Here is a 25559-nt window from a genome sequence, read left to right on the forward strand (position 1 = left end):
TGGCGTCGTGGTGCCGACGGCTGCGTGCCGGGATGGGAGGATGGTCGGGTGCCTGCACTCTCCACCATGCTGCGTGACGACCTGCACCGGGCCGGGTACTACCCGGAGCTCGTGGGCGAGGTCCTCGAGCTGGCCCTGGCCGGCGAGGACGCCGTGGCCCACCTCGTGCACCCCGAGACGACGTTCGACGGCGCCGAGGTGCGCCGCCACGTGACGGTCCTGGCGCTGACCGCGACGCGGCTCGTCGTCGCGCACGTCGACGACCACCCGGCCGACTCCGAGCACCCGTCGGCCAGCGCGCAGGCGACGACGGAGGCCGTCCCGCTGCGCGAGCTGCGCTCGGTCGCGTTCACGCACGTGATGACCGACCCCCAGGAGCACCGCGCCGGCGACGGGGCGTCGGAGCTGACGCTGTCCATCGGGTGGGGCGCGGTCTCGCGCGTCGACCTCGAGCCCGCGACGTGCGGCGACCCGCAGTGCGACGCCGACCACGGGATGACGGGGTCGGTGACGCCCGACGACGTGGTCGTGCGGGTCAGCGCGGCCGCCGAGGGGCGCGAGGCCGTCCTGGCGGCCATGGCCTTCGGTCGCACGCTCTCGGCGGCGACGACCCGGCCGTGAGCACTCCCGCACCCGCGCGGGCGGTGCCCGACCCGCGCCCCGACGAGCTGGTCACCCCCGGCGGCGGAGCGCGGTCCCTCGGTCACGTCCTGCCGGCCGTCGCGAGCGCGCTCGGCGTCGACGTGCCCGGCGGCGCCGACGCGCGGAGCCTGCTCGACCTGCCCGAGGCGCGCCGGGTGTGCGTCGTCCTCGTCGACGGGCTGGGTCACCTCAACCTCGCGGAGCGCGGGGGCCACGCGCCGTTCCTGCGCTCGCTGCTCGCCTCGTCGCGACCGCTGGTCTCGACGTTCCCGTCGACCACGGCGACCGCGGTCGCCGCGTTCGGCACCGGGCTGGGCCCGGGAGCGACGGGGATGCTCGGCTACACGGTGCGGGTGCCGTCCAGCGGCCGGCTCGGCAACCTCGTGTCGTGGACCGACATGCCGCCGGCGGAGCAGTGGCAGCCGCACCCCACGGTCTTCGAGCGGCTGGCGGCCCACGGTGTCGCGGTCACGAGCGTGGGGCCGGCGCGGTTCCACGGCTCGGGTCTCACGGGCGCCGCGCTGCGCGGTGCGGCCTACGCACCCGCCGAGGCCCTCGAGGACCGGGTCGACGTGGTCGTGCGCACGCTCCGTGAGCCCGGTCTGACGTACCTGTACTGGCACGACGTGGACAAGACGGGCCACCACCACGGCTGGGGCTCGTGGCAGTGGGGCGAGGCGCTCGCAGCGCTCGACTTCGAGCTGGGGCGCCTGGCGCGCTCCCTGCCGCGGGACACCCTGCTGGTGGTCACGGCGGACCACGGCATGGTCGACGTCGACCCGTCGCGCCGGCGGGACGTCGGCACGGACCCGGTGCTCGGTGCCCAGGTCGCGACCACGGGCGGCGAGCCGCGTGCGCTGCACCTGCATGTCGAGGCCGGGGCGGACCCCGAGGTCGTCGCGGGCCGCTGGCGCGACGAGCTCGGCGACGACGCGGTCGTGCGCACCCGCGCGCAGGCCGTCGAGGCCGGGTGGTTCGGTCCGGTCGAGGAGCGCGTGCTGCCGGTGGTGGGGGACGTCGTCGTGGCGATGACGGGCGCGGCGACGGTCGTGGACTCCCGGACGCAGACGCCCGCCTCCATGGCCCTGCTCGGCGTGCACGGGTCGTTGACGGCTCGCGAGATGCTCGTGCCGCTGCTGGCGCACCGATGAGCGCGCGCGCCGGCCGGGGGAAGTGCTGACGACGTGGCCGAGCTGGTGTTCTTCTCCGGGACCATGGACTGCGGCAAGTCGACGCTCGCGCTGCAGATGCACCACAACCACGCCGCGCGCGGTCGCGACGGCGTGCTGTTCACGCGGCAGGACCGCGCGGGCAGCGCCACGATCTCCTCGCGCCTGGGGCTGCAGCGCCGCGCGGACGAGGTCGACGACGACACCGACTTCTGGGTCGAGGTGGTGACCCGCCGTACCCGCGGACGCCCCGTCGACTACCTCGTCGCCGACGAGGCCCAGTTCTACACCGCGGCGCAGGTCGAGCAGCTGGCCCGTGTCGTCGACGAGCTGTCCGTCGACGTGTTCGCGTTCGGCATCACGACGGACTTCCGGGCCCGGCTGTTCCCGGGATCGGCCCGGCTCGTCGAGCTCGCCGACCGCGTCGAGGTGCTGCAGGTGCGCGCCCTGTGCTGGTGCGGTGCGCGCGCGACGCACAACGCGCGCACCCTGGACGGCGTCATGGTCGTCGAGGGCGACCAGGTCGTCGTCGGCGACGTCGCGGCGGGCGCCGGCGAGGTCGCGTACGAGGTGCTGTGCCGGCGGCACCACGTCCGCCGCATGACGGCGCGCGTCGCCCGTGCCACGGGCCCTTCGGCGCAGACGCTGCTGTTCGACGACGACGCCGCGCGCCCCGACGGCCAGGTGTCCGGGGGCACCCCGCGCTGAGGCCCACGCGGCGAGGTCCACGGCGCCGTCGGACGGCGCGCGTCACCCGCCTCGGGTCACTCCGGCTTGGCGCCGAAGACGATCTCGTCCCAGCTCGGGACCTTCGCCCGGGCACGCCGCGTGCGGCGCTCGCCGGCGGCGGGCCGCTCGTCACCCCGTCCGCGGGTGTCGGGGTCCTCGGTCGGCACCGGGCCGGAGCCCGTCGGCTCCGCGGCGGGTGCGGGCGTCGCGCGCTCGCCGCGCGGCGGTGTCAGCACGACGGCCTCGCGTGCGGGGTCCGCGTCCACCGGGTGCGCACCGGGCGCCGGGGTCTCCTGCTCGTCGCGCGCACCGGCGCTCGGAGCGAAGTCGAACGCGTGCTGCGGGCCGAAACCCTCGAACTCCTCGTCCTCGGCGTCCAGGTCCAGCGGCTGGCGGACGCCGCGACGCGTGCGCAGCTCGTCGAGCAGCGCGTGGGTGGGCTCCACCTCCGGGGCGGACGTCTCCGTCACGGCGTCGAGGTCGAACACGACGTCGCGCACCGCGGCCAGGTGCCGGCGCGACAGGGGCTCGTCGATCTCGGTCTCGGACAGCCAGCGCGCCTCGTCCTCGTCGGCGACGACCGTGCGCCGCACCGGGTCGTAGGTCCACCGGGCCTCACGCGGCTCCTCGTCGACCACGAACCGGGCCAGGACCGCCCACGGCCCCGCGCCCTCGCGCGCGGCGTCCCAGGCGAGCGAGCCGACGTCGACGCCACGGGCCGCGAGGCGGTCGGTGACGAGGTCCCCGAGCAGCGGCGCCCCGGAGTCGCGCCCGACGCGCGTGCCGCGCGCCTGCTCCGCGACGTACTCGCGCTCGGCGAGGACCGGGCCCTCGTACCGGCGCACGGACTCGACCGGCACGCCCGCGGCGTCGGCCACCTCCTGCGCGGTCGCGCCGGCGCGGATCCGCGACTGGATCTCGCGCGGGCTCAGCGACCCCGCCTGCTCGCTGCGCAGCTGCTCCAGCTGCGGGCGGTCACGACGGACCGCCGCGCGCAGCGGGTCGTCGATGCGCAGGCGGAAGCGCTGCCCGTCGGGCGCGGCGACGACGAGGTGCTCCCCGTCCTCGTGCAGACCGACCAGCTCCAGCTCACCCATACGACCTCCCCGGCCTCCAGGAGGGAGCCTGCCACCTCTCGGGCCGGAACGCGCGCACCCGGCCCGGTGCGCCGCGGGGTCCGCACCGCTGCGTGCGTCAGGATGGTGCCGTGTTCCCCGATCTGCCGGTCGAGCCGGTCCTGGAGGTCGCGGGGGTCTTCGTCGGTGCGATGTCCGGCGCCCTGGCCGCCGTGCGCAAGCAGTTCGACGTGTTCGGCATCATGGTCCTCGCGTGGGCCGCGGGCCTCGGCGGCGGTGTGCTGCGCGACGTGCTCATCGGCGCCGTGCCACCCGTCGGGATCAGCGACCTGCGCCTCATGGCGGCCGCGCTCGCGGGCGGCCTCGTCATGTACTTCGGGCACCCCCGGCTCGAGCGGGCCCGCCGGTTCATCGTCGTGATGGACGCGGGGGCGCTCGCGCTGTTCAGCGTCGTCGGCACCGTCAAGGGCCTGGAGTACGGCACCACCGCCGTCGCCGCGGTCGTCGTGGGCGTGCTCACCGGCGTGGGCGGCGGCATGCTGCGCGACCTGCTCACGGGCGAGGTGCCCGTCGTGCTGCACCACCGCCAGCTGTACGCCGTGCCGGCCCTGCTCGGCGCGCTCGCGACCGTCGGGCTGTGGCGCCTCGACCTGGCCGGTGCCGTCGGCCTGACGGCCGTCGCCGTGGGCGTCTTCGCGCTGCGCGTGGCCGCCCTGCGGTTCCACCTCAACGCGCCCGGGCCGTGGCGCGGCGGCGGCCGCTGACGGTCGCCGAGCGTCCTGCAGGGCTGGGGGAGGATGGCGGGGTGACCTCATCCCCGGAACCGCCGTCCGACGCGCCTGCGTCCCCCCACGCCCTCGTGGCCGAGCTCCTGGCCGTCGCCGAGCAGGTGGCGCGCGCCGCCGGGCGGCTGGTCCAGGAGGGGCGGCCCGACGTCGTCGGGGTCGCCGCCACCAAGTCGAGCGCCGTCGACGTCGTGACCGCCATGGACCTGGCGAGCGAGGACCTCGTGCGCCGCACGCTGGCACGCCTGCGCCCCGACGACGCCATCCTCGGCGAGGAGGGCGGTCACGTGACCGGCACGTCCGGCGTGACGTGGGTCGTCGACCCCATCGACGGGACGGTGAACTACCTCTACGGGCTGCCGGCGTACGCCGTCAGCGTCGCGGCGGTCGTCGGCGAGCCCACGCCCGCGACGTGGACCGTCCTCGCCGGGTGCGTGCACGCACCGGCGACGGGCGAGACGTGGACGGCGGGGCGCGGGACCGGGGCGTACCTGGACGGGCGACGGCTCGCGGTCACCCCCGCGCCGCCCCTGGACCGGTGCCTGCTCGGCACAGGTTTCGGGTACGTCGCGGAGCGTCGGCGGGCGCAGGCCCGTGTCCTGGCGGCCCTGCTGCCGCAGGTGCGGGACGTCCGGCGCATCGGTGCCGCCGCCATCGACCTGTGCCAGGTCGCGACCGGTCGGTTGGACCTGTACTACGAGCGCGGGCTGCAGCCCTGGGACCTCGCCGCGGCGGCCCTCGTCGTCGCCGAGGCGGGCGGTGCGGTGAGCGGTCTGAGGGGCCGCGCGGCGGGCCCGGACATGACCGTGGCGGGCGCACCGGAGCGTGTCGCGCAGCTCGTCGCGATGCTCGAGGAGCTCGACGCCGACGCGCCTGACGCTCCGGTGGCAGACAACCGCTGACCGCGGGGAAGCGGGCGGTCGACGCGCCGCTGACCTGCGCGGACGTAGGTCGGGCGAGTGTCGCTGGTCACGTCCGGCCACATGGGCACGTGTCCGTGTTCGCATCCGTGCCCGCGGTGATGCACAATCCGACGGCGCGGGGGAACAAAACGCTGACGTGGCGCCTTGATCTCGCGTACCACGACCACTGCTGCAGAAGACGGAGTGTGACGCTCACACATGGCAACCGACTACGACGCCCCGCGCAAGACCGAGGAGGACCTGAGCGAGGACTCGCTCCAGGAGCTCCAGGCCCGGCGCTCCGACAAGAACTCGGGCGTGGTGGACGAGGACGAGACGGAGGCTGCCGAGGGCTTCGAGCTCCCCGGCGCCGACCTGTCCGGCGAGGAGCTCTCCGTCCGCGTCCTTCCCCGCCAGGCCGACGAGTTCACGTGCTCCAAGTGCTTCCTGGTGCACCACCGCAGTCAGCTCGCGTACGAGCGCGACGGCATGCCGGTGTGCTCGGAGTGCGCGGCCTGACCGCACCGACCACGCACGCGGCCGGTCACCCCTCGGGGTGGCCGGCCGTTCGCGTCCGCGGCGAGGTCGAGCCCGTGCCGCCCAGTGCCGCGACGAGCGCGTCCGGCCGCCGCGTGGAGACGATCCAGTAGGGCGTCGGGTCCTGCGGGTCGCGGACCTCCACCCGCACGGCCGTGCCGATCCACGACCTCAGGCACGCGTACGCCCGGGCGTCGAGCGCGGGCCCCATCTCGGTGCGCAGCGCCGCCCGGTCGAGCACGCGCGGCTCGGCCAGCAGGCGGACCGGGATCTGCGCCGCTCCCGCACGCAGCGTGCCGCGCTCCACCGAGACGAGCGGCGTGATCAGCACGGCGGCGGCGAGCCCACCGAACAGGGCCAGGACACCGACGACGAGCGCGAGCAGCGTGTCGACGGGCACGAACGCGATGCCCAGGACGCCGGCGAAGGCGACGACGCCGCCCCAGCCCAGCGGGCCCGGCCACAGACGCTCGCGGAACGCCGCACGCCCCGGCGCGGTCGTCGGCGACGGGGCCGACGGCGTCGGCCCGGGGGACGTGGCGGGGTCGGGTGTCGTGGTCATGCGCACAGGATCTCATCGTCGCGGGTGCCCTGAGCGGGGAGGGGACCGGGACGCGGGCCGCGCCGTGACGGCCGGGTGCCACGGTGCCCCTCCGGGGCGGTAGGGTCGGCCCCCGTGACAGCGACCAGCCTTCCCGGCCCCGACGGCGCCGGCGCGGACGTGCGGGTGCTGCTGCAGCGGCTCGACGCCGCGCTGCCCGCGCCCGCCTACGCCCACCCGGGTGACGCGGGCGCCGACCTCCTGGCACGTGAGGACGTCACGCTGGCGCCCGGCGCCCGCGCCACGGTGCCCACGGGCGTCGCGATCGCGCTCCCGCCGGGGTACGCCGCGTTCGTGCACCCGCGGTCCGGCCTCGCGGCCCGGCACGGGCTGACCGTCGTCAACGCGCCGGGGACGGTCGACTCCGGCTACCGCGGCGAGATCGCCGTGACCCTGCTCAACACCGACCTCGAGCACGCGGTCGAGCTGCGACGCGGCGACCGCATCGCCCAGCTCGTCGTGCAGCGCGTCGAGCGCGCGGAGTTCGTCGAGGTCGAGACGTTGCCCGGCTCGGTGCGCGGAGCGGGCGGGTTCGGCTCGAGCGGCGGCTGGGCGGCCGCCGGGGCGCCGTCGGGGACGTGACCGCCACCCGGCCGCCGGCCGGAAGCGGAACTACTGTCGGCGTGACCGTCGTTGTAGGTCATGAGGACGCTGGTGCAGGACGAGGGCGCGCGGGCGCCGGTCGGAGGAAGTGAACGTGGGTCTGTTCCGTCGTGGCCCCAAGGAGGGCGGCGCGGCCGACGCTCCGGCCGACGTCCCCCAGGACGCGCCGCAGGACGCGCCGCAGGACGAGCCGCAGGACGTCGTCCCCGCGCGGGAGGTCGCGAGCGACGCCCGTGGCCCCTGGGACGCCGACGGGCCGTACCCCGAGGCTGCCCGCGTCGACCTCGGCGCCATCCACCTGCCGTCGGTCGAGGGCATGGAGGTGCGCCTCGAGGTCGACAAGGCGACCAACGTCGTGTCCGCGGTCGCGGTGCTCCTCGAGGGCTCCTCGCTCCAGCTGCAGGCCTTCGCCGCGCCGCGCACCGAGGGGATCTGGGACGACATCCGCGAGGAGATCGCCGCCTCCATCACGCAGCAGGGCGGGACCGTCGACGACCTGCCGGGCCCGTTCGGGCGCGAGCTGCTCGCGCGGCTGCCCGTGCGCACGCCGGAGGGACGCACCGGCCACCGCCCGGCGCGGTTCATCGGCAGCGACGGCCCCCGGTGGTTCCTGAGGGGCGTGCTGACCGGCCGTGCGGCCGTCGAGCCCGAGGCCGCGGCCACGCTCGAGGACCTCTTCGGCCAGGTCGTCGTCGTCCGGGGGACCGACGCCCGGCCGCCGCGCGACCTGCTCCCGCTGCAGCTGCCGGGCGGCGCCACGCCGCCCCCGCCGCCGACGGCACCGCCGCTGGCGCCGCCCGAGCGCGGGCCGGAGATCACGGAGATCGGATGACCTTCACCGACCGGGTGCGCAAGGTGCTGGCCTCGCAGGCCGAGATCGAGGCGGACGAGGAGCGCGCGGACGCCCTGCGCGTGCCCGGCTGCTGCCCCGTGGACGCGCTGCCCCACCGGCAGCGGGCCAGCGTGTCCGGCGTGCTCCGGTCGGTGACCCTGCGTCCGCGCGAGGGCGTCCCGGCGCTGGAGGCAGAGCTCTACGACGGCTCCGGCGCGCTGGACCTCGTGTGGCTCGGCCGCCGGCAGATCGCCGGCATCGAGCCGGGCCGACGCCTCAAGGTCGACGGCATGGTCTGCATGGTCGCCGGGCGCCGGACCGTCTTCAACCCGCGCTACGAGCTGCGCGCCCGACCGGGGGAGTGAACCGATGAGCGAGCCCACCGGCGAGCGGTCCCGTCCGGGCGAGGACGACCCGGTCGTCCTCGACGCGGTCGACGACGTCGTCCCGCCCGAGGAGGGCGGGGCGCGGGGGATGCGCGCGATCGCCTCCGAGGAGTTCTCCGCCGCCGAGGCCGTCGGCGGGGTCCGCGGCATCGTCGAGGCCGTCGCCCCCGGGCTGCTGTTCGTGGTCGTGTACATCGCCGCCGGGCAGCGGCTGCAGCCGGCGCTCGTCGCCGCCTCGGTCGCGGCCGTGGTCGCCGTCGTGGCGCGGCTCGTGCAGCGCACGCCCGTCACCCAGGCGTTCTCGGGCGTGCTCGGCGTCGGGGTCGGCGTGATCTGGGCGTGGCGCACCGGCGACGCGAGCGACTACTTCGCCTACGGGCTGCTGGTCAACGTGACCTACTTCGTGGGCGCGCTCGCGTCGATCCTCGCCGGCTGGCCGCTCGTCGGTCTGGTCCTGGGCCTGTTCAGCAGCCGCGGGCCGCTGGGTGGCGGCCCGTGGTCGGCGGCGGTGGAGTGGCGCGCCGACCGGGTGCTGCGTCGTCGGTACGCGTGGGCGACCTGGCCCTGGGTGGGCCTGTTCGGGCTCCGCCTTCTGGTCCAGCTGCCGCTGTTCCTGTCGGACGACGTGGTGTGGCTGGGCACCGCGAAGCTGGTGATGGGCGTGCCGCTCACCGCCGTCGCGCTGTGGCTCAGCTGGATGCTGGTCCGCGGGTCAGCAGCCTCTCGAGAGCCTTCTCGTCCACCTCGCGCCCCGTGACGAAGAGGAGCTCGTCGCGTCCCTCCAGGGTGTCGTCGGGGCTCGGGGCGAGCGGACGTGCGTCGCGCACGATGCAGGCGAGCACCGTGTCGGCCGGCCACGCGACCTGACCGACCCGGACCCCCGCGAGGGGCGAGCTCTCGGGCAGCGTCAGCTCGAGGATGTCGGCCTTCGACTGGTGGAAGGTGAAGATCCGCACGAGGTCACCGACGGCGACGGCCTCCTCGACCATCGCCGTCATGATCCGCGGCGTCGAGACCGCCACGTCCACGCCCCACGCGCCGTCGAACATCCACTCGTTCTTCGGGTTGTTCACGCGGGCCACCGTGCGCGGCACACCGAACTCGGTCTTCGCGAGCAGCGAGATGACGAGGTTCGCCTTGTCGTCGCCCGTGGCCGCGACCATCACGTCGCACTCGTCGGCGCGCACCTCGCGCAGCGTGGGCAGCTCGCAGGCGTCGGCGAGCAGCCAGTCCGCGTCGGCGACCTGCGCGACGCGCATGGCGGAGGGCTGCCGGTCGACCAGCGTGACCTCGTGGTCGTGGGCGAGCAGCTCGCGGGCGATGGACCGGCCCACCGAGCCGGCACCGGCGATGACGACCCTCATGCGCCCACCGCCGGAGGGCTCGTCAGGACGCGTTCGACGGCGGGTGCGTCGGCGACGCGCAGCAGCAGGTGCACGGTGTCGTTCTCCTGCAGGACGGTGTCCGCGGCGGGCAGCAGCCCGTCGCCGTAGCGGGTGACGTAGGCGACGCGGGCCCCGCTCGCGTCCTCCAGGGCGTGCAGGGGGCGTCCGACCCAGCCGGGGTGGACGTCCACCTGCACGAGCTGGATCTTGCCGGACGCGTCGCGGTACTCGTCGGTGGTGCCCATCGGCAGCATGCGGCGCAGCACCTGGTCCGCGGTCCACCGCACCGTGGCCACGGTGGGGATCCCGAGGCGCTGGTAGATCTCGGCGCGGTGCGGGTCGTAGATGCGCGCCACCACGTTCTCGACGCCGAACGTCTCCCGCACCACGCGGGCCGCCAGGATGTTCGAGTTGTCGCCGTCCGAGACCGCGGCGAACGCGTAGGTGTCGTCGATCCCCGCCGTGTGCAGGGTGTCGCGGTCGAACCCGAGGCCCGTCACCTTGTTGCCCGAGAACCCGGCGTCGAGCCGCCGGAACGCGTCGGGGTTCTGGTCGATGACGGCGACGGAGTGGCCGCGGGACTCCAGGGACTGCGCGAGGGTGGCCCCCACCCGTCCGCATCCCATGATGACGAAGTGCACAGCCGGTCACGCTATACCCAGGTCGCCCCGGGGGCGCAGCGTCCGGGCCCCGGGCCGAGCCGCGTCCGCGGACGGGTGTGGGCAGGGCCCCGACAGGCATACGATCGCTCATCGTGTCGGACCTCGCAGATGCCGCCAAACGGTTCGTGCTCGGCCGGCCGGTCCGCAGCGACCGGCTCGGCCACACCCTCCTCCCCAAGCGCGTCGCGCTGCCCGTGTTCGCGTCCGACGCGCTCTCGTCGGTCGCGTACGCCCCCGACGAGATCCTGCTGACGCTGTCGCTGGCCGGGCTGTCGGCGCTGACGATCTCGCCCTGGGTCGGGCTGGGGGTCGCGCTGGTGCTCCTGACGGTGGTCGCGTCGTACCGGCAGAACGTGCACGCGTACCCCTCGGGCGGCGGTGACTACGAGGTCGCGTCGGTCAACCTCGGGCCCCGCGCGGGGGTCACGGTCGCCAGCGCGCTGCTCGTGGACTACGTGCTCACGGTGGCGGTGTCGATCTCGTCCGGCGCGCAGTACGCCGCGACGGCGATCCCCGCGCTGCGTGGGCACGAGACGGCGTTCGCGATCGGGCTGGTGGTGCTGCTCACGCTGGCCAACCTGCGGGGCGTCAAGGAGTCGGGGAGCGCCTTCGCGATCCCCGTGTACCTGTTCATGGCCGCGATGGGGTCGCTCGCGGTGGTCGGCGCGGTGCGCTACTTCACCGGGACGCTGCCGGCGGCGGAGAGCGCGGGCCTGGGCGTCGCCGCGGACCCGGGCTTCGACCAGGGCCTCATGGGCCTGGCCGGCGGGTTCCTCGTGCTGCGCGCGTTCGCGTCGGGGTGCGCCGCCCTGACGGGCGTCGAGGCGATCAGCAACGGCGTCCCGGCGTTCCGCAAGCCGAAGTCGCGCAACGCCGCGACCACGCTGGCGCTCCTGGGCTCGATCTCGGTCGCGATGATCCTGTCGATCCTGCTGCTGGCCCAGGCCACCGGGGTCAGGTTCGTCGACGACCCCGCCACCCAGCTGCTGCGCGACGGGGTGCCCGTCGGCGAGGGGTACGAGCAGCACCCGGTCATCAGCCAGCTCGCCGGCGCGGTGTTCTCGGGCGCCGACGTCCTGTTCGTCGTCGTGTCGATCGTGACCGGCCTGATCCTGGTGCTCGCCGCCAACACGGCCTTCAACGGGTTCCCCGTGCTCGGCTCGATCCTCGCGCGCGACGGCTACCTGCCGCGCCAGCTGCACACGCGCGGCGACCGGCTGGCGTTCTCCAACGGCATCGTGACCCTCGCGGCCGCGGCCATCGCGCTGATCTGGGTGTTCGACGCCCAGGTCACGCGCCTGATCCAGCTCTACATCGTCGGCGTGTTCGTCTCGTTCACGCTGTCGCAGCTCGGCATGGTGCGGCACTGGGGCACCGCGCTGCGCACGGAGCCGGACCCGCAGGTCCGGGCGCGGATGCGCCGGTCGCGGGCGATCAACGCGGTCGGGCTGGGCATGACCGCGACGGTCCTGGTGATCGTGCTCGTGACGAAGTTCGCGCTCGGGGCCTGGATCGCGATCCTCGCGATGGTGGCGGTGTACGCCGTGATGCAGGGCGTGCACGGGCACTACCAGCGCGTGCGCGCCGAGCTGGCCCTGGGTGACGACACGCAGTCCGCGCGCGCGCTGCCCAGCCGGGTGCACGCGGTCGTCCTGGTCTCGCACCTGCACCGGCCGACGATGCGGGCGCTGGCGTACGCGCGCGCATCGCGCCCGAGCGTGATCGAGGCGGTCACCGTAGGGGTCGACGGCGACGAGGTCGCGGCGCTGCGGGCGCAGTGGGAGGCGGCGGACCTGCCGGTCCCGCTCAAGGTGCTCGACTCGCCCTTCCGGGAGATCACCCGCCCGGTGCTGACGTACGTGCGGTCGATCCGACGGGACAGCCCGCGCGACCTCGTGGTCGTCTACATCCCCGAGTACGTCGTGGGGCACTGGTGGGAGCACCTGCTGCACAACCAGAGCGCCCTGCGCCTCAAGAGCCGGCTGCTGTTCACACCGGGTGTCGTCGTGGCGTCGGTGCCGTGGCAGCTGGAGTCGAGCGAGGGGCAGACAGGGCTCGAGGACCCCGTCCGGGGTACCGTGCCGCGTGGCTACTGACTCACTGCGTACCGGAACGACCGTCGACCTCGAGATCGGGCCGGTCGCGCACGGCGGGCACTGCGTCGCCCGGTACGAGGGACGTGTCGTCTTCGTCCGGCACACGCTGCCCGGTGAGCGGGTGCGGGCCAGGCTCACGGACGCCGGCCCCGACGCGAAGTTCTGGCGCGCCGACGCCGTCGAGGTGCTCGACGCGTCCCCGGACCGGGTGCCGTCGGCCTGGCCGGCGGCGGGCCCCGGCGGGGTCGGCGGGGGTGAGCTCGCTCACGTCGCGCTGCCCGCGCAGCGGCGGTGGAAGGAGGCCGTGCTGGCCGAGCAGCTGCAGCGGCTCGCGCGGCTGGACCTCGCGCCCGCGGTCACCGCCGCACCCGGCGACGACGAGCGCGGTGGGCTCGCGTGGCGCACGCGGATCGACCTGCACGTGGACGCCGAGGGCCGCGCCGGCATGCGCGGCTACCGGTCGCACGACGTGCTGCCGCTGGCGGACATGCCGCTCGCGACGGAGCACGTCGCCGCGCTGGGCCTGTTCGACCGCCGGTGGCCGGCCGGGTCGCGGATCGAGGCCGTCGCTCCGGCGGACGGGTCCTCCCCGATCGTGCTGCTCGACGGAGCGCCGTTCGACCTGCACAGCAACCGTCCCGACCCCCGGCCGAACGCGCGCGCGGCGGTGCGCGAGCACGTGGAGGTGCGGGGCACCGGGTACGTCTACCGCGTCGCCGCTGCCGGGTTCTGGCAGGTGCACCGCGAGGCGCCCGCGCTGCTCGCCTCCCGCGTGCTCGACGCGGTCGGGGACGTCACCGGCGCGACGGTGCTCGACCTCTACGCCGGTGCGGGCCTGTTCTCGTCGCCGCTGGCGGACGCCGTGGGTCCCGACGGGCGGCTGGTCGCGGTCGAGGGTGACGAGCGGGCGGTGCGCGACGCGCGCCGCAACGCGCACGACCGACCGCAGGTCGAGCTGCACGCCGGTGACGTCGTCGACGTCCTGACGGGGCGGCGCGGTGGCGCCCCGGCCGTCGCGGAGGCGGACGTGGTCGTCCTGGACCCGCCGCGGACCGGTGCCGGCAAGCGGGTCGTCGACGCCGTCGCGGCCCTGCGTCCGCGCCGCGTCGTGTACGTCGCGTGCGACCCGGCGGCCCTGGCGCGCGACATCGCCCTGCTGGGGGAGCGCGGCTGGTCGGACGTCACCGTCACCGGCCACGACCTGTTCCCCATGACGCACCACCTCGAGGCCGTCGCGGTGCTCGACCGCTGACGTCGGCGGGTCGGTCCGCATGCCGCGCGGGCGGTCACGGCCGGGCCTAGCGTGGGACCGGGCCCCGCGGGACGACGGGCCCCGACGGGACGACGTGCCCCGTCGCGGAGCGACGACGAGGAGCGCACGATGACCGAGTCGCAGGACCCGGCGAGCCGGCTCGCGGAAGCCAGCCGCATCGCCACCCAGGAGCTGCACAAGCAGGGCACGCCCGAGTACGACCCCCGTGCGCACGAGCGCGCCGTGGAGGCCGAGCGCAAGGCGGCCGAGGCGCTGCGCGCCAGCCGGGAGGCCGGGCAGTCCTGAGTCGGCGGCGAGGGGCGGTCCGGCGGGCCGCCCCTCGTGCGACCGGGTGCGGCGTCGCGCACGCAGCGGCGGCGACGGGGTAGCATGTATCTCGACATCAAGATACTCGTCCAGATCCTCGTCCGGGCGGTCGTCGCCGTCGCACCGCCTGCAGCGGGTGCCCCCGGGGTGCCCGCGGTCGCGCGGACCGCGGGACGTCCGTCCACCTGCCGCGTGCGCCCGTCCTAGGCTGGGCGCAGGCTGCCGCCCCCACCGGGAACGCGAGCGCCCGGACACCCGCCAGCGAAGGAGCACCTGTGAGCAGCGTCGACAGCTTCGGATCGAAGGGAACCCTCGAGGTCGGTGACGCCACCTACGAGATCTACCGGCTCGGCGCCGTCCCCGGCCTCGAGCGGCTGCCGTACAGCCTGAAGATCCTCGCCGAGAACCTGCTGCGCACCGAGGACGGTGCGAACATCACCGCCGACCACGTGCGCGCGATCGCCGCGTGGGACCCCGCGGCCCAGCCCGACACCGAGATCCAGTTCACGCCGGCGCGCGTGATCATGCAGGACTTCACCGGCGTGCCCTGCGTCGTCGACCTCGCGACGATGCGTGAGGCCGTCGCGGACCTCGGCGGCGACCCGGCGCGGATCAACCCGCTCGCGCCCGCCGAGCTCGTCATCGACCACTCCGTGCAGATCGACGTGGCCGGCCGCCGTGACGCGTTCGCGCGCAACGTCGAGCTCGAGTACGAGCGCAACTTCGAGCGCTACCAGTTCCTGCGGTGGGGCCAGACGGCGTTCGACGACTTCAAGGTCGTCCCCCCGGGCACCGGCATCGTGCACCAGGTCAACATCGAGTACCTCGCGCGCGTCGTCATGGTCCGCGACGGCAAGGCGTACCCCGACACCTGCGTCGGCACCGACTCGCACACCACGATGGTCAACGGCCTGGGCGTGCTCGGGTGGGGCGTCGGCGGCATCGAGGCCGAGGCGGCCATGCTCGGCCAGCCCGTGTCGATGCTCATCCCGCGCGTGGTGGGCTTCAAGCTCTCCGGCACCATCCCGTCGGGCGTCACCGCGACCGACGTCGTCCTGACGATCACGCAGCAGCTGCGCCAGCACGGCGTCGTCGGCAAGTTCGTCGAGTTCTACGGCGACGGCGTCGCGTCGGTGCCGCTGGCCAACCGCGCGACGATCGGCAACATGAGCCCGGAGTTCGGCTCGACCGCCGCGATCTTCCCGATCGACGGCGTGACCATGGACTACCTGCGGCTCACCGGCCGGTCCGAGGAGCAGCTCGCGCTCGTCGAGGCGTACGCCAAGGAGCAGGGTCTGTGGCACGACCCGTCGGCCCCCGGCTACGTCGAGCCCGTGTTCTCCGAGTACCTCGAACTGGACCTGTCCAGCGTCGTGCCGTCGATCGCCGGGCCCAAGCGCCCGCAGGACCGCATCGAGCTGTCGGCCGCCAAGGAGTCGTTCGCCACGACGATCCTCGACTACGTCGACTCGCACGACGCGGCGCCCTTCACGGGCCTCGACGAGTCGGTCGCCGAGACGTTCCCCGCGTCCGACCCCATCGCCGCCGGCGAGCACGCGGACGGCTCGGACAAGCCCTCGCACGTCGAGGGCGGGGACACCGCGCGTCGTCCGCACAAGCGCGTGCCGGTGACGCTGGCCGACGGCACGACGACCGAGCTCGACCACGGGCACGTCGTCATCGCGTCGATCACGAGCTGCACCAACACGTCGAACCCGTCGGTCATGCTCGCCGCGGCCCTGCTCGCCAGGAACGCCGTCGAGAAGGGCCTGACGTCCAAGCCCTGGGTCAAGACGTCCATGGCGCCGGGCTCGCAGGTCGTCACCAACTACTACGAGAAGGCCGGCCTGTGGCCGTCGCTCGAGAAGCTGGGCTTCCACCTGGTCGGCTACGGCTGCGCCACGTGCATCGGCAACTCCGGCCCGCTGGCCGACGAGATCTCGGCCGCCGTCAACGAGCACGACCTGTCGGTCGTCTCGGTCCTGTCGGGCAACCGCAACTTCGAGGGTCGCATCAACCCCGACGTGAAGATGAACTACCTCGCCTCCCCGCCGCTGGTCATCGCGTACGCCCTGGCCGGGACGATGGACTTCGACTTCGAGAACGAGCCGCTGGGCACCACCGAGGCCGGCGAGCAGGTCTTCCTGCGCGACATCTGGCCCACGCCCGAGCAGGTGCAGGCGACGATCGACGCGTCGATCGACCGCCAGATGTTCACCGACGACTACGCGGACGTCTTCGCGGGCGACGACCGGTGGCGCTCGCTTCCGACGCCCGAGGGCAACGTCTTCGACTGGGACGCCGACTCCACGTACGTGCGCAAGCCCCCGTACTTCGAGGGCATGGGGGCCGCGCCGGAGCCCGTCGCGGACATCACGGGCGCGCGCGTCCTGGCCAAGCTCGGCGACTCGGTCACGACCGACCACATCAGCCCCGCCGGGTCCATCAAGCCCGACAGCCCGGCCGGCGCGTACCTCGCCGAGCACGGCGTGGAGCGTCGCGACTTCAACTCCTACGGCTCGCGCCGCGGCAACCACGAGGTCATGATCCGCGGCACGTTCGCCAACATCCGGCTGCGCAACCAGCTGGTGCCGGGCGTCGAGGGTGGCTTCACGGTCAACTGGCTCGAGGGCGGCACCGAGCAGACGACGATCTACGACGCGTCGCAGGCCTACCAGGCCGCCGGGGTGCCGCTGGTGATCCTCGGCGGCAAGGAGTACGGCTCGGGCTCGTCGCGCGACTGGGCCGCCAAGGGCACCAGCCTGCTGGGCGTGCGTGCGGTCATCACCGAGAGCTTCGAGCGCATCCACCGCTCCAACCTCATCGGGATGGGCGTGCTGCCGCTGCAGTTCCCCGAGGGCGAGACGGCGGACTCCCTCGGGCTGGACGGCTCGGAGACGTTCGACATCGCCGGTGTCACGGCGCTCAACGAGGGCACGACGCCGCGCACCGTGAAGGTCACGGCGACGAAGCTTGACGGCGGCGTGGTCGAGTTCGACGCGGTCGTGCGCATCGACACCCCCGGCGAGGCGGACTACTACCGCAACGGCGGGATCCTGCAGTACGTGCTGCGCCAGGTGGCCGGGGTCGCCTGACCCGGCGTTCGTCGCAGCTCCTCGAGGGGGCGTCCCGCACGACGGGGCGCCCCCTCGGGCGCGTCGGGGGCCGTACCCGATGGTGACGCGCCTGCTACCGTGCACGCCCCGCACCGACGACTCGTCGGCGACAACCGCGAAGGGGCGGGCACGACCGCAGGAGCGCGGGAGGCGGGGCGCCTCGCGCTGGTCGGGTGGCTGCTGGTCGCGTGGGGCGTGCTGCTGGTGGGCGTCGTCTTCCTGCAGCCGTGGGCCCCGTGCGAGGAGGAGGACTCGTCCGCGGGCTGCCCGGTGCCTCCCGAGGCCGTGCCGTACATGTCCACCGTGCTCGTGGCCGCGGGGACGTCGTCGCGGGGCGACGGTAGGTCACGGCCGAGCGCTGCGGTCCGCGGGTGGGGCGGTCGACTCCCGCCAGACGATGGTGGTGAGCGGGGGCAGCCCGTGGTGCGCGGGTTCGCCGTTCAGGGCGGCGACGAGCTGCCGCATCGCGCGCCGTCCGGCCTCGGCGCGGTCGGTGTCGACGGTGGTGAGCGACGGCGTCAGGTAGGGCCCGACGGCGGCGTCGTCCCACCCGGTGACGCTGACGTCCCCGGGGACGGACCACCCGCGCTCCGCGGCGCCACGCATCACGCCGACGGCGACGAGGTCGTTGCTCGCGATGACGGCGAGGGGCGGTGCGTGGTCGGGCAGCGACCTGATCGCGTCGAGGCCCGCCCGGCCCGACCAGTCGCCCTCGACCACGCCGAGCGACGTCAGACCGAGGCGCTCGACGGTCGCCACGTAGGCGTCGCGCCGCGCCACGGCGGAGGCGTACTGCGACGGGCCTGCGACGTGGAGGAAGCGCGTGTGGCCGAGTGCGGCCAGGTGCTCGACGAACGTCACGACCGGTGAGGCGTCGACGAGCTCCCCGGCGGCGTGCATGTCGTCGTCGAAGGTCTCGGACACCGCGACGGGGACGCCCGTGGGCGCGTGCTCCGCGACGGCGGGCAGGAGCGGGGTGAAGGAGAGGACCCCGTCGAACTGACCGGACCGCGCGAGCTCGAGAACGCGCTCGCTGCGGGTCTCGACGCTGCCGTCGACGTGCAGGACGTCCATGACGTAGCCCGCGGCCTGCGCCGCGGCCGAGGCGCCCGCGAGCATGGCGGCGGGGTCGTAGGCCGGCAGGCCCATGACCGCCGCCACACGTCCCGTGCGGCGGGTGCGCATCGCGCGGGCGGCGAGGTTCGGCCGGTACTGCAGCTGCTCGGCGGCCCGCCGGACGCGCTCGCGCGTCTCGGGGGAGATGGACCCCTTGCCGGCGAGCACGTAGGAGACGGTCGACTGCGCCACGCCGGCCAGGCGTGCGACGTCGCGGCTGGTGGCGCGCGGTGCGTCCATGTCGATCCTCCGCTGCGGGTGGACTGCGGCCGGCCGGGACAGCCCCGGCGCGACGCGACGGCGTCACGGCTTGACGAGTGCACCTGTGACCCGCATCCTACCGTGATACGTATCACCGCTGATACGTATCACGTGCGCGAGGACCCACCCGGCCGCCGCGTCACGCGACCTCGTGTGCGTCGACAGCACGCACGACGGCACCAAGGAGCTCGGACCAATGCTCAACATCGGCGTCGTCGGCACCGGCGGCATCGCGGCGGCGCACCTCGCGGGGTACGCGGCGTTCCCCGAGGAGTGCCGCGTCGTCGCGCTGCACGACGTCGTGGCCTCCCGGGCGCACGCCACGAAGGCCGCCCTCGGGCTCGTCGACGCCGACGTGGTCGCCTACGAGGAGCTCCTGGCACGCCAGGACGTCGACCTGGTGAGCGTCTGCACGCCGCCGTCGACGCACCGGTCCCTCACCGTGGACCTGCTGCGCTCGGGCAAGAACGTGCTGGTCGAGAAGCCGATGGCGCCCTCGGTCGCCGCGTGCGACGAGATGCTCGCCGCCGCCCGGGAGGCCGGCAGGACGCTCAGCGTGGTCGCGCAGAACCGGTTCCGCAACGACCTGGCCGCCGTGAAGGAGACGGTCGACTCGGGACTGCTCGGACCGGTGTCGCACGCCCGAGTCGACTCCGCCTGGTGGCGGGGCACGCCGTACTACGACCTGGACTGGCGGGGCACCTGGCAGTCCGAGGGCGGCGGCCCCACGCTCAACCACGCGATCCACCACATCGACCTCCTGCTGTGGATGCTCGGCCGGCCGGAGCGCGTCACGGCGGTCATGACCAACGCCTGGCACGACAACTCCGAGGTCGAGGACCTCTCGGTCGCGGTGCTCGAGTGGGAGCGGACCATCGCGACGCTGACGGCGTCCGTCGTCCACCACGGCGAGCAGCAGGCCTTCGCGGTCCAGGGCCGTGACGCCGCCGTCGCCCAGCCGTGGTCGGTGCGGGCCGAGTCCGCCCAGCCGAACGGCTTCCCGGCGCGCGGCGGCAACCCCGAGCTCGTCGCCCGCATCGAGAAGCTCGCCGCCGACCGCGTTCCGCTCGTCCACGAGGGGCACGCGGGCCAGCTCGGTGACGTGGTGAGGGCGCTCGCCGCCGGCCGTGCGCCGGCCGTGACGGGCGAGGACGGGCGCCGGACGGTCGAGGTGGTCACCGCCATCTACCAGGCCGCGATCGAGCGCCGGCCCGTGGACCTGCCGCTCGACCCCGCGTCCCCGTGGTACACCGGCGAGGCCCTGCTGGCACGGGCACCGCGCTACCACGAGAAGACCGGCGCCGTGGCGTCGCAGGAGGGCGCGATCTCCCTCGGCGGCTCGCCCGGCCCGCACGCCTGAGCCGACATCGTCACCGTCGTGCGGCCGGTGCCGCGGCGACCTCAGCCCCCGCCTGCGTCCCGCAGGTCCCGACGTCCGAGGAGCACGCCCGATGAGCAGGACCGACGGCTCGACCTACGCCCCCGCCCCCGTCCCCGCACCCGTCGTGGGACCGGGGGAGTTCACCATCGCCGCGATCGGCCTGGACCACGGGCACATCTACGGCCAGGTCGAGGGCCTGGTCGGTGCCGGCGCCGAGCTGGCCTGGGTCTACGACCCGGACCCGCGCAAGGTCGCGGACTTCGCCGCCCGCCACCCCGGCGTCCGGATCGCGCGCAGCGAGGCCGAGGTGCTCGACGACCCCGCCGTGCACCTCGTCGCCGGCGCCGCCGTCACCTCCGAGCGCTGCGCCCTGGGCATCCGCGTCATGGAGGCGGGCAAGGACTACTTCACCGACAAGGCGCCGCTGACCACGCTCGAGCAGCTCGCCGCCGCGAAGGACGCCGTCGCCCGGACGGGGCGCACGTACGCGGTGTACTACTCGGAGCGGCTGCACGTGGAGACGGCCGTGTTCGCGTCGCAGCTGATCGCCCAGGGCGCGATCGGGCGCGTCCTGCAGGTCATCGGCACGGGGCCGCACCGGCTCGGCAGGGGACGCCCGGACTGGTTCTTCGACAAGGAGCGGTACGGCGGCATCCTGTGCGACATCGGCTCGCACCAGATCGAGCAGATCCTGCACTACACGGGTGCGTCGGACGGTGAGGTCGTCCGGTCGCAGATCGCGAACTACCACCACCCCGAGCACCCGGGTCTCGACGACTTCGGCGACGCGATGCTGGTCATGGACAACGGCGCCACCGGCTACTTCCGCTGCGACTGGTTCACGCCGGACGGCCTGCAGACGTGGGGTGACGGTCGCACGATCATCCTGGGCACCGAGGGGTTCATCGAGCAGCGCAAGTACATGCAGCTCGGCGACCCGCAGGCCACCGGCGGTCACCTGTACCTCGCGAACGGCCACGAGGAGACGGCGTTCCACCTCACGGGCCAGGTGGGCTACCCGTACTTCGGCGAGCTGGTCCTCGACTGCCTGAACCGCACCGAGAACGCCATGACCCAGGAGCACGCGTTCAAGGCCGCCGAGCTGTCGGTCCTGGCACAGCTCCACGCCGTCGACCTCACCGGCCGGGGCTGAGGCCCGCCCCCGACCCGCGGCGTGCACGGCGGCGGGCGACGCGCTCGTACCGCTGACCTCCGTCGCCGGCTACCCCTGCAGGCCGACGTCCGCCGCGACCTGCGTGGCCGCGTGCCGGCCCACGGCGGCCATGAGCGGGTACTCGTCGGGGTGTGCGAGCAGGACGGACACGTACGACGCGGCCCACGCGCGGGCCCGCACCCAGGTGGCGTCGTCCCAGGCGTGCGCCGCCTGCGTGCGGGCCACGAACACCTCGCGCCCGGCCGCGTCGAACGTCAGCCACGCGGTGGCGAGGTCGCTCGCCGGATCGCCCGCGCACAGGTCGCCGAAGTCGATCAGCCCCGTCAGGTGCCCGTCGTGGCTCACGAGGTTGCCGGGGTGCGGGTCGCCGTGCACCCACACCGGGTGGCCGTCCCACGGCGGTGCGGCCAGGCCGGCCCGGAGCGCGGCGCGCAGCGCGTCCGCGTGCGGCACGTCGGACGCCAGACGCCCGGCCATGACGTCGTAGCGGTCGGCGAGCGGGACGCCGCGGTACGGGTTGACGGGCGCGTCGCGCGGTGCGGGGGAGTGCAGGGCCGCGAGCGCGGCAGCGAGCTCGCCGGCCCACGCCGTCCGGGAGGCGACCGCCGTCGCCGCGACCTGCTCGCCCGCCAGCCACGGCACGACGCTCCACGCCCACGGGTAGCCGAGGGCCGGGCGGCCGTCGCGGACGGGCACCGGCACCGGTACCGGTAGTCGTGGCGCGAGGACGGGCAGCCAGCGCTGCTCGGACTCGACGAGCGTGGACGACATCTCCCGCACCGGGAAGCGCAGCGCGAGGTCGTCCCCGAGGCGCCACGTGAGGTTGTCCCAGCCGAACGTGCGGCCGTGCAGCGGCAGGGACGCCAGGTCCGGGTGCTGGTCGGCGAGCAGCGCGCGGGCCAGGTCGGCCGTGACGTCGATCTCGATCTTGGGGTGCGTGGGCGTCGGGACGGTCACGGCGTGACGATACGGGAGCCGTCCCACGGGACGCTCCAGCCCGCGGCGTCGAGCAGGCCCGCCAGCACGAGGGCCGTGAAGCCCCAGACCACGACCCCGCCGTCGAGCTCGAAGGCGGGCGTGCGCGCCCGCCCGCGTCCCGTGGGATGGACGACGACACCGCGGCGTGCCGGGTCCACGAGGTCGGCGACGGGCGCGCGGAACACGTCCACGGTCTCCCGGTGGTCGACCGCCGCGACGCGGGACGGCCGCGTCCACCACGCGAGCACCGGCGTGACGAGGTTGTCGCTCACGGGCAGGGGCACGTCCGCGAGCGTGCCGAGCACGTCGACGCCGGCGGGGTCCAGGCCCGTCTCCTCGACGGCTTCCCGCAGCGCCGCGCCCACGGGGCCGTCGTCGTCGGGGTCGATGCCGCCGCCGGGGAAGGCGACCTGGCCGGGGTGGTGGGCGAGCGTCGCCGAGCGTCGCTGCAGCAGCACGTCGAGATCGCCCGGGACGCGGCCGGAGCCGTCGTGCGCGGGCGCGTCGTCGAGGACGCCGAACAGCACGAGGACCGCCGACCGGCGCGCGCTCGCAGGGTCCGGCAGCAGGAGCGCCGGGTCGCCGGGCCAGGCGATGCCGTCACGCGCGACCCGCACGAGGTCCGCGCGCGCGTCGGCCGCGTCCGCTCCCCTCACCCGCGCGCCCGGACCTGCTCGGCGAACGCCGCGAACACCCGCTGCGCGGCCGGCAGCAGGGTGGGCAGGTGCCGAGCGCCGTCGGCGCGCAGGGCGTCGACCTGGTCGTCGTCCAGCCCGTCGACCATGTCGGGAGTCGTGAGCCACAGGTCGAGCATCGCGAGGTCGAGCTCGGGGTGGAACTGGACGCCCAGGGCGCTGCCCGCGCGGAACGCCTGGACCGCGGTCACGTCGCTCGAGGCGAGCAGCGTGGCACCGTCGGGCAGGTCGACCTCGTCGCTGTGCCAGTGCAGCACGGTCGGCGCGGCACCGACGGTGCCCAGGCCGCCCAGCACCGGGTCGTCGGCCACGAGCCGCACGGGCGCGAAGCCCACCTCCGACGCCGTGCGGCGGTGCAACCTTGCGCCCAGTGCCAGCGCGAGCAGCTGGTGGCCCAGGCACACCCCGAGCACGGGCACGTCGGCGTCGACCGCCGCCGCGAGCAGCCCGCGCTCCGCCGCCAGTCCCGGGTGCCCGGCGACGTCGTCGGCGTCCATCGCCCCGCCCATCACGACGACGCCCGAGACGTCGGACAGCGCCGGCAGGCGTGGTTCGGCCACGTCCAGGACCGTGCGCACGCCGTACGGCACGTCCAGGGCGCGCGTGATCGCACCGGGCCCCTCGTGCGGGGCGTGCGTGAGGACGAGGACCGGCCGCACGCGGCTCACCAGCCGTCGGGCAGGGGACGACCCTCGTCGTACCCGGCCGCGGACTGGATGCCCACGACGGCCCGTTCGTGCAGCTCCTCGAGGTTCGTCGCGCCCACGTAGGTCGCCGCGGAGCGCACCCCGGCGGTGATCTGGTCGATCAGGTCCTCGACGCCCGGACGGCGCGGGTCCAGGTACATCCGCGAGTGGGAGATGCCCTCCTCGTACAGGCCCTTGCGGGCCCGCTCGAACGCCGACCCGCCCTGGGTGCGGGCCGCCACGGCGCGCGCCGACGCCATGCCGAAGCTCTCCTTGTACAGCCGGCCCTGGCTGTCCGTCCGCATGTCGCCGGGCGACTCGTGCGTGCCGGCGAACCACGAGCCGACCATCACCTGCGACGCGCCCGCCGCCAGCGCCAGAGCGACGTCCCGCGGGTGCCGCACGCCGCCGTCGGCCCACACGTGCCGGCCGAGCCGCCGGGCCTCGGCCGCGCACTCGAGCACCGCGGAGAACTGCGGTCGGCCCACGGCGGTCATCATGCGGGTCGTGCACATGGCGCCCGGCCCGACGCCGACCTTGACGATGTCGGCGCCCGCCTCGACGAGGTCCCGCACGCCCTGCGCGGTCACGACGTTGCCCGCGACGACCGGCACCTGGGGGTCGAGCGCCCGCACCGCGGCCAGCGCGTCCAGCATCTTGCGCTGGTGGCCGTGCGCGGTGTCGACGACGAGCACGTCGACACCCGCGTCCAGCAGGTCGGACGCCTTGCCCTTCACGTCGCCGTTGATGCCGACGGCGGCCGCGATGCGCAGCCGTCCCTGCGCGTCGAGCGCCGGGGTGTAGATCGAGGAGCGCAGCGCGCCCACGCGGGTGAGCACGCCGACCAGCCGGCCGTCGGAGACGACGGGGGAGAAGCGGCGCCGCGAGCGGTGCAGCTGCTCGAACGCGTCCTCCAGACCGTGCGTGCCGCCCTGCTCGATCACCGCGAGGTCGACGGTCGTGGGGTCGGGCGTCATCACCTGGTCGACCTGCGTGAACATGTCGACGTCCCGGCAGTCCGCCTCGGTCACCACACCGACCGGGCGGCCGTCGTCGACGACCACCGCCGCACCGTGCGAGCGCTTCGCGATCAGCGTGAGCGCGGTGTGCACGGTGTCCTGACGGGCCACGACCGTCGCGGTCTCGACGACCGGGTGCCGTTCCTTCACCGACGAGACGACCTTGCGGACGACGTCGGTCGGCGTGTCCTGCGGGAGCACCGCGATGCCGCCGCGCCGCGCCACCGTCTCGGCCATGCGACGGCCGGCGACCGCGGTCATGTTGGCGACGACGACGGGGATCGTCGTGCCCGTGCCGTCGGACGACGCGAGGTCGACGTCGAAGCGTGAGGTGACCTCGGAGCGTGACGGGACGAGGAACACGTCGCCGTACGTCAGGTCGGACGCGGCCGTGTGGCCTGCGAGGAAGCGCATGGTGTGTCCCCTTTCCGCGTCATCCTAACGATCGGGTACCGCCGGCGTGCCCGCCCGCCCCCGTCGCAGGCGACGCGGGTAGTCTCGCGCACATGCTGGTCGCGCTCACGGGGATCGGCCTGTCGGCCGCGGCGGGCCTCAACGCGTACATCCCGTTCCTGCTCGTCGCGCTGCTCGCCCGGTTCACCGACCTGGTCGTGCTGCCGGCGGGTCTGGCGTGGATGGAGAGCTGGTGGGCGATCGGCGTCGGCAGCGTGCTGCTGCTGGCCGACGTCGTGCTGGACAAGGTGCCGGCCGTCGACACGCTCAACGACGCCGTGCAGACGTTCATCCGGCCGGCGACGGGCGGCATCGTGTTCGCCGCGACGTCGGCGGCCGAGGACCTCGAGGCCTCGTCGTGGGTGCAGGAGAACCCCTGGGTGCCCGTCGTGGCGGGCATCGTCGTCGCCGGGCTCGTGCACACCGGCAAGGCCGCGGCACGGCCGGTCGTGAACGCCGGGACCGGTGGCGTCGGCGCGCCCGTCGTGTCGACCCTCGAGGACGGGGCCTCGATCGGGCTGAGCCTGGTCGCCGTGTTCCTGCCGGTGCTCGTGCTCGTCGTCCTCGGGCTCGTCGTCTGGGGGCTGGTCGTGCTGCGACGGCGCCGGCGGGCGGGGCGGTGGAGCTCCACGGCGCAGGACGGACCGCGGCGCGGGACCTAGAGTGGGACGTCCGGCAACCGCCGGCACACCGCCG

26 protein-coding genes are annotated in these 25559 nt (G+C 74.7%); 17 read left to right on the top strand and 9 right to left on the bottom strand.

Annotated features, from left to right (window positions below):
- Window positions 1-48 precede the first annotated feature (48 nt).
- From NP075_RS08780 to NP075_RS08790, 3 genes are read left to right on the top strand one after another with little or no spacing between them, the layout of a single operon-like run.
- On the top strand, window positions 49-621 hold the full coding sequence (locus NP075_RS08780; protein WP_227562826.1) for a DUF5998 family protein: 573 nt from the start codon (window positions 49-51) through the stop codon (window positions 619-621).
- A complete protein-coding gene (locus NP075_RS08785; protein ID WP_227562827.1) occupies window positions 618-1793 on the top strand; it encodes an alkaline phosphatase family protein in 1176 nt (391 codons plus the stop codon). Before NP075_RS08780 ends, NP075_RS08785 begins: the two co-directional genes overlap by 4 nt.
- 33 nt (window positions 1794-1826) lie before the next feature.
- Window positions 1827-2519 (top strand): thymidine kinase, encoded by a 693-nt coding sequence (locus tag NP075_RS08790; protein WP_227562828.1) that lies wholly within the window; start codon window positions 1827-1829, stop codon window positions 2517-2519.
- Window positions 2520-2575: 56 nt separating this feature from the next.
- On the opposite strand, the gene sepH is transcribed toward NP075_RS08790, so the two are convergent.
- A complete protein-coding gene (gene sepH, locus NP075_RS08795) occupies window positions 2576-3637 on the bottom strand; it encodes a septation protein SepH (RefSeq protein ID WP_227562829.1) in 1062 nt (353 codons plus the stop codon).
- A gap of 110 nt (window positions 3638-3747) precedes the next feature.
- Here sepH and NP075_RS08800 point away from each other — a divergent pair, with 110 nt between their 5' ends.
- The 3 genes from NP075_RS08800 to NP075_RS08810 all read left to right on the top strand — a co-directional run bounded on the left by NP075_RS08800 (window position 3748) and on the right by NP075_RS08810 (window position 5822).
- Complete coding sequence (locus NP075_RS08800; protein ID WP_227562830.1) at window positions 3748-4380, top strand: trimeric intracellular cation channel family protein; 633 nt, start codon at window positions 3748-3750, stop codon at window positions 4378-4380.
- A gap of 41 nt (window positions 4381-4421) precedes the next feature.
- On the top strand, window positions 4422-5303 hold the full coding sequence (locus tag NP075_RS08805) for an inositol monophosphatase family protein (protein ID WP_227562831.1): 882 nt from the start codon (window positions 4422-4424) through the stop codon (window positions 5301-5303).
- A 219-nt stretch (window positions 5304-5522) separates the two neighbouring features.
- Complete coding sequence (locus NP075_RS08810; protein WP_089798812.1) at window positions 5523-5822, top strand: DUF4193 domain-containing protein; 300 nt, start codon at window positions 5523-5525, stop codon at window positions 5820-5822.
- Between the two features lie 25 nt (window positions 5823-5847).
- Here NP075_RS08810 and NP075_RS08815 read toward each other — a convergent pair whose 3' ends face one another.
- A complete protein-coding gene (locus NP075_RS08815) occupies window positions 5848-6402 on the bottom strand; it encodes a DUF3093 domain-containing protein (RefSeq protein ID WP_227562832.1) in 555 nt (184 codons plus the stop codon).
- 114 nt (window positions 6403-6516) lie between these two features.
- On the opposite strand from NP075_RS08815, the gene dut reads away from it, so the two are divergent.
- From dut to NP075_RS08835, 4 genes are all read left to right on the top strand, one after another.
- Window positions 6517-7023 (top strand): dUTP diphosphatase, encoded by a 507-nt coding sequence (gene dut, locus NP075_RS08820; RefSeq protein WP_227562833.1) that lies wholly within the window; start codon window positions 6517-6519, stop codon window positions 7021-7023.
- Between the two features lie 115 nt (window positions 7024-7138).
- A complete protein-coding gene (locus NP075_RS08825; protein ID WP_227562834.1) occupies window positions 7139-7876 on the top strand; it encodes a DUF3710 domain-containing protein in 738 nt (245 codons plus the stop codon).
- Entirely contained in the window at window positions 7873-8241 is a 369-nt protein-coding gene (locus NP075_RS08830) for an OB-fold nucleic acid binding domain-containing protein (protein ID WP_227562835.1), read from the top strand. The genes NP075_RS08825 and NP075_RS08830 overlap by 4 nt, the downstream gene beginning before the upstream one ends.
- Before the next feature lie 4 nt (window positions 8242-8245).
- Window positions 8246-9019 (top strand): DUF3159 domain-containing protein, encoded by a 774-nt coding sequence (locus tag NP075_RS08835; RefSeq protein WP_227562836.1) that lies wholly within the window; start codon window positions 8246-8248, stop codon window positions 9017-9019.
- Here NP075_RS08835 and NP075_RS08840 read toward each other — a convergent pair.
- Window positions 8952-9626, bottom strand: coding sequence for a potassium channel family protein (locus NP075_RS08840; RefSeq protein WP_227562837.1), 675 nt, complete (start codon window positions 9624-9626; stop codon window positions 8952-8954). The genes NP075_RS08835 and NP075_RS08840 overlap by 68 nt on opposite strands.
- On the bottom strand, window positions 9623-10273 hold the full coding sequence (locus tag NP075_RS08845) for a potassium channel family protein (protein ID WP_227562900.1): 651 nt from the start codon (window positions 10271-10273) through the stop codon (window positions 9623-9625). Before NP075_RS08845 ends, NP075_RS08840 begins: the two co-directional genes overlap by 4 nt.
- Before the next feature lie 128 nt (window positions 10274-10401).
- Here NP075_RS08845 and NP075_RS08850 point away from each other — a divergent pair, with 128 nt between their 5' ends.
- From NP075_RS08850 to NP075_RS08865, 4 genes are all read left to right on the top strand, one after another.
- Window positions 10402-12405 carry an APC family permease gene (locus NP075_RS08850; protein ID WP_227562838.1) on the top strand — a complete coding sequence of 668 codons (2004 nt, stop codon included), beginning with the start codon at window positions 10402-10404 and terminating at the stop codon, window positions 12403-12405.
- Entirely contained in the window at window positions 12395-13657 is a 1263-nt protein-coding gene (locus tag NP075_RS08855) for a class I SAM-dependent RNA methyltransferase (protein ID WP_227562839.1), read from the top strand. Before NP075_RS08850 ends, NP075_RS08855 begins: the two co-directional genes overlap by 11 nt.
- 129 nt (window positions 13658-13786) lie before the next feature.
- The gene (locus NP075_RS08860) at window positions 13787-13963 is read left to right on the top strand and encodes a translation initiation factor 2 (protein ID WP_227562840.1); all 177 of its coding nucleotides are present in this window, start codon (window positions 13787-13789) and stop codon (window positions 13961-13963) included.
- Between the two features lie 296 nt (window positions 13964-14259).
- Complete coding sequence (locus tag NP075_RS08865; protein ID WP_227562841.1) at window positions 14260-17079, top strand: aconitate hydratase; 2820 nt, start codon at window positions 14260-14262, stop codon at window positions 17077-17079.
- A 366-nt stretch (window positions 17080-17445) separates the two neighbouring features.
- Here NP075_RS08865 and NP075_RS08870 read toward each other — a convergent pair whose 3' ends face one another.
- Window positions 17446-18456, bottom strand: coding sequence for a LacI family DNA-binding transcriptional regulator (locus NP075_RS08870; RefSeq protein ID WP_227562842.1), 1011 nt, complete (start codon window positions 18454-18456; stop codon window positions 17446-17448).
- Window positions 18457-18673: 217 nt separating this feature from the next.
- Between NP075_RS08870 and NP075_RS08875 the strand changes: the two genes are divergently transcribed.
- Window positions 18674-19837 (top strand): Gfo/Idh/MocA family protein, encoded by a 1164-nt coding sequence (locus tag NP075_RS08875; RefSeq protein ID WP_255628582.1) that lies wholly within the window; start codon window positions 18674-18676, stop codon window positions 19835-19837.
- A 91-nt stretch (window positions 19838-19928) separates the two neighbouring features.
- Entirely contained in the window at window positions 19929-21011 is a 1083-nt protein-coding gene (locus tag NP075_RS08880) for a Gfo/Idh/MocA family protein (RefSeq protein ID WP_227562844.1), read from the top strand.
- 69 nt (window positions 21012-21080) lie between these two features.
- Here the strand turns inward: NP075_RS08880 and NP075_RS08885 are convergent, their stop codons facing one another.
- Genes NP075_RS08885 through NP075_RS08900 form a run of 4 tightly spaced genes read right to left on the bottom strand, consistent with a single transcriptional unit; the run spans window position 21081 to window position 24824 of the window.
- Window positions 21081-21989 (bottom strand): aminoglycoside phosphotransferase family protein, encoded by a 909-nt coding sequence (locus tag NP075_RS08885; protein ID WP_227562845.1) that lies wholly within the window; start codon window positions 21987-21989, stop codon window positions 21081-21083.
- The gene (locus NP075_RS08890) at window positions 21986-22666 is read right to left on the bottom strand and encodes an NUDIX hydrolase (protein WP_227562846.1); all 681 of its coding nucleotides are present in this window, start codon (window positions 22664-22666) and stop codon (window positions 21986-21988) included. Before NP075_RS08890 ends, NP075_RS08885 begins: the two co-directional genes overlap by 4 nt.
- Window positions 22663-23364, bottom strand: a complete 702-nt coding sequence (locus NP075_RS08895) for a type 1 glutamine amidotransferase (RefSeq protein WP_227562847.1) — start codon at window positions 23362-23364, stop codon at window positions 22663-22665. Before NP075_RS08895 ends, NP075_RS08890 begins: the two co-directional genes overlap by 4 nt.
- A 5-nt stretch (window positions 23365-23369) precedes the next feature.
- Entirely contained in the window at window positions 23370-24824 is a 1455-nt protein-coding gene (locus NP075_RS08900) for a GuaB1 family IMP dehydrogenase-related protein (RefSeq protein ID WP_227562848.1), read from the bottom strand.
- Window positions 24825-24916: 92 nt separating this feature from the next.
- On the opposite strand from NP075_RS08900, the gene NP075_RS08905 reads away from it, so the two are divergent.
- Window positions 24917-25525, top strand: coding sequence for a DUF4126 domain-containing protein (locus NP075_RS08905; RefSeq protein ID WP_227562849.1), 609 nt, complete (start codon window positions 24917-24919; stop codon window positions 25523-25525).
- Window positions 25526-25559 lie beyond the last annotated feature (34 nt).

The sequence above is a fragment of the Cellulomonas wangsupingiae genome (assembly GCF_024508275.1).
In the GTDB taxonomy this organism is placed as follows: Bacteria; Actinomycetota; Actinomycetes; order Actinomycetales; family Cellulomonadaceae; genus Cellulomonas; species Cellulomonas wangsupingiae.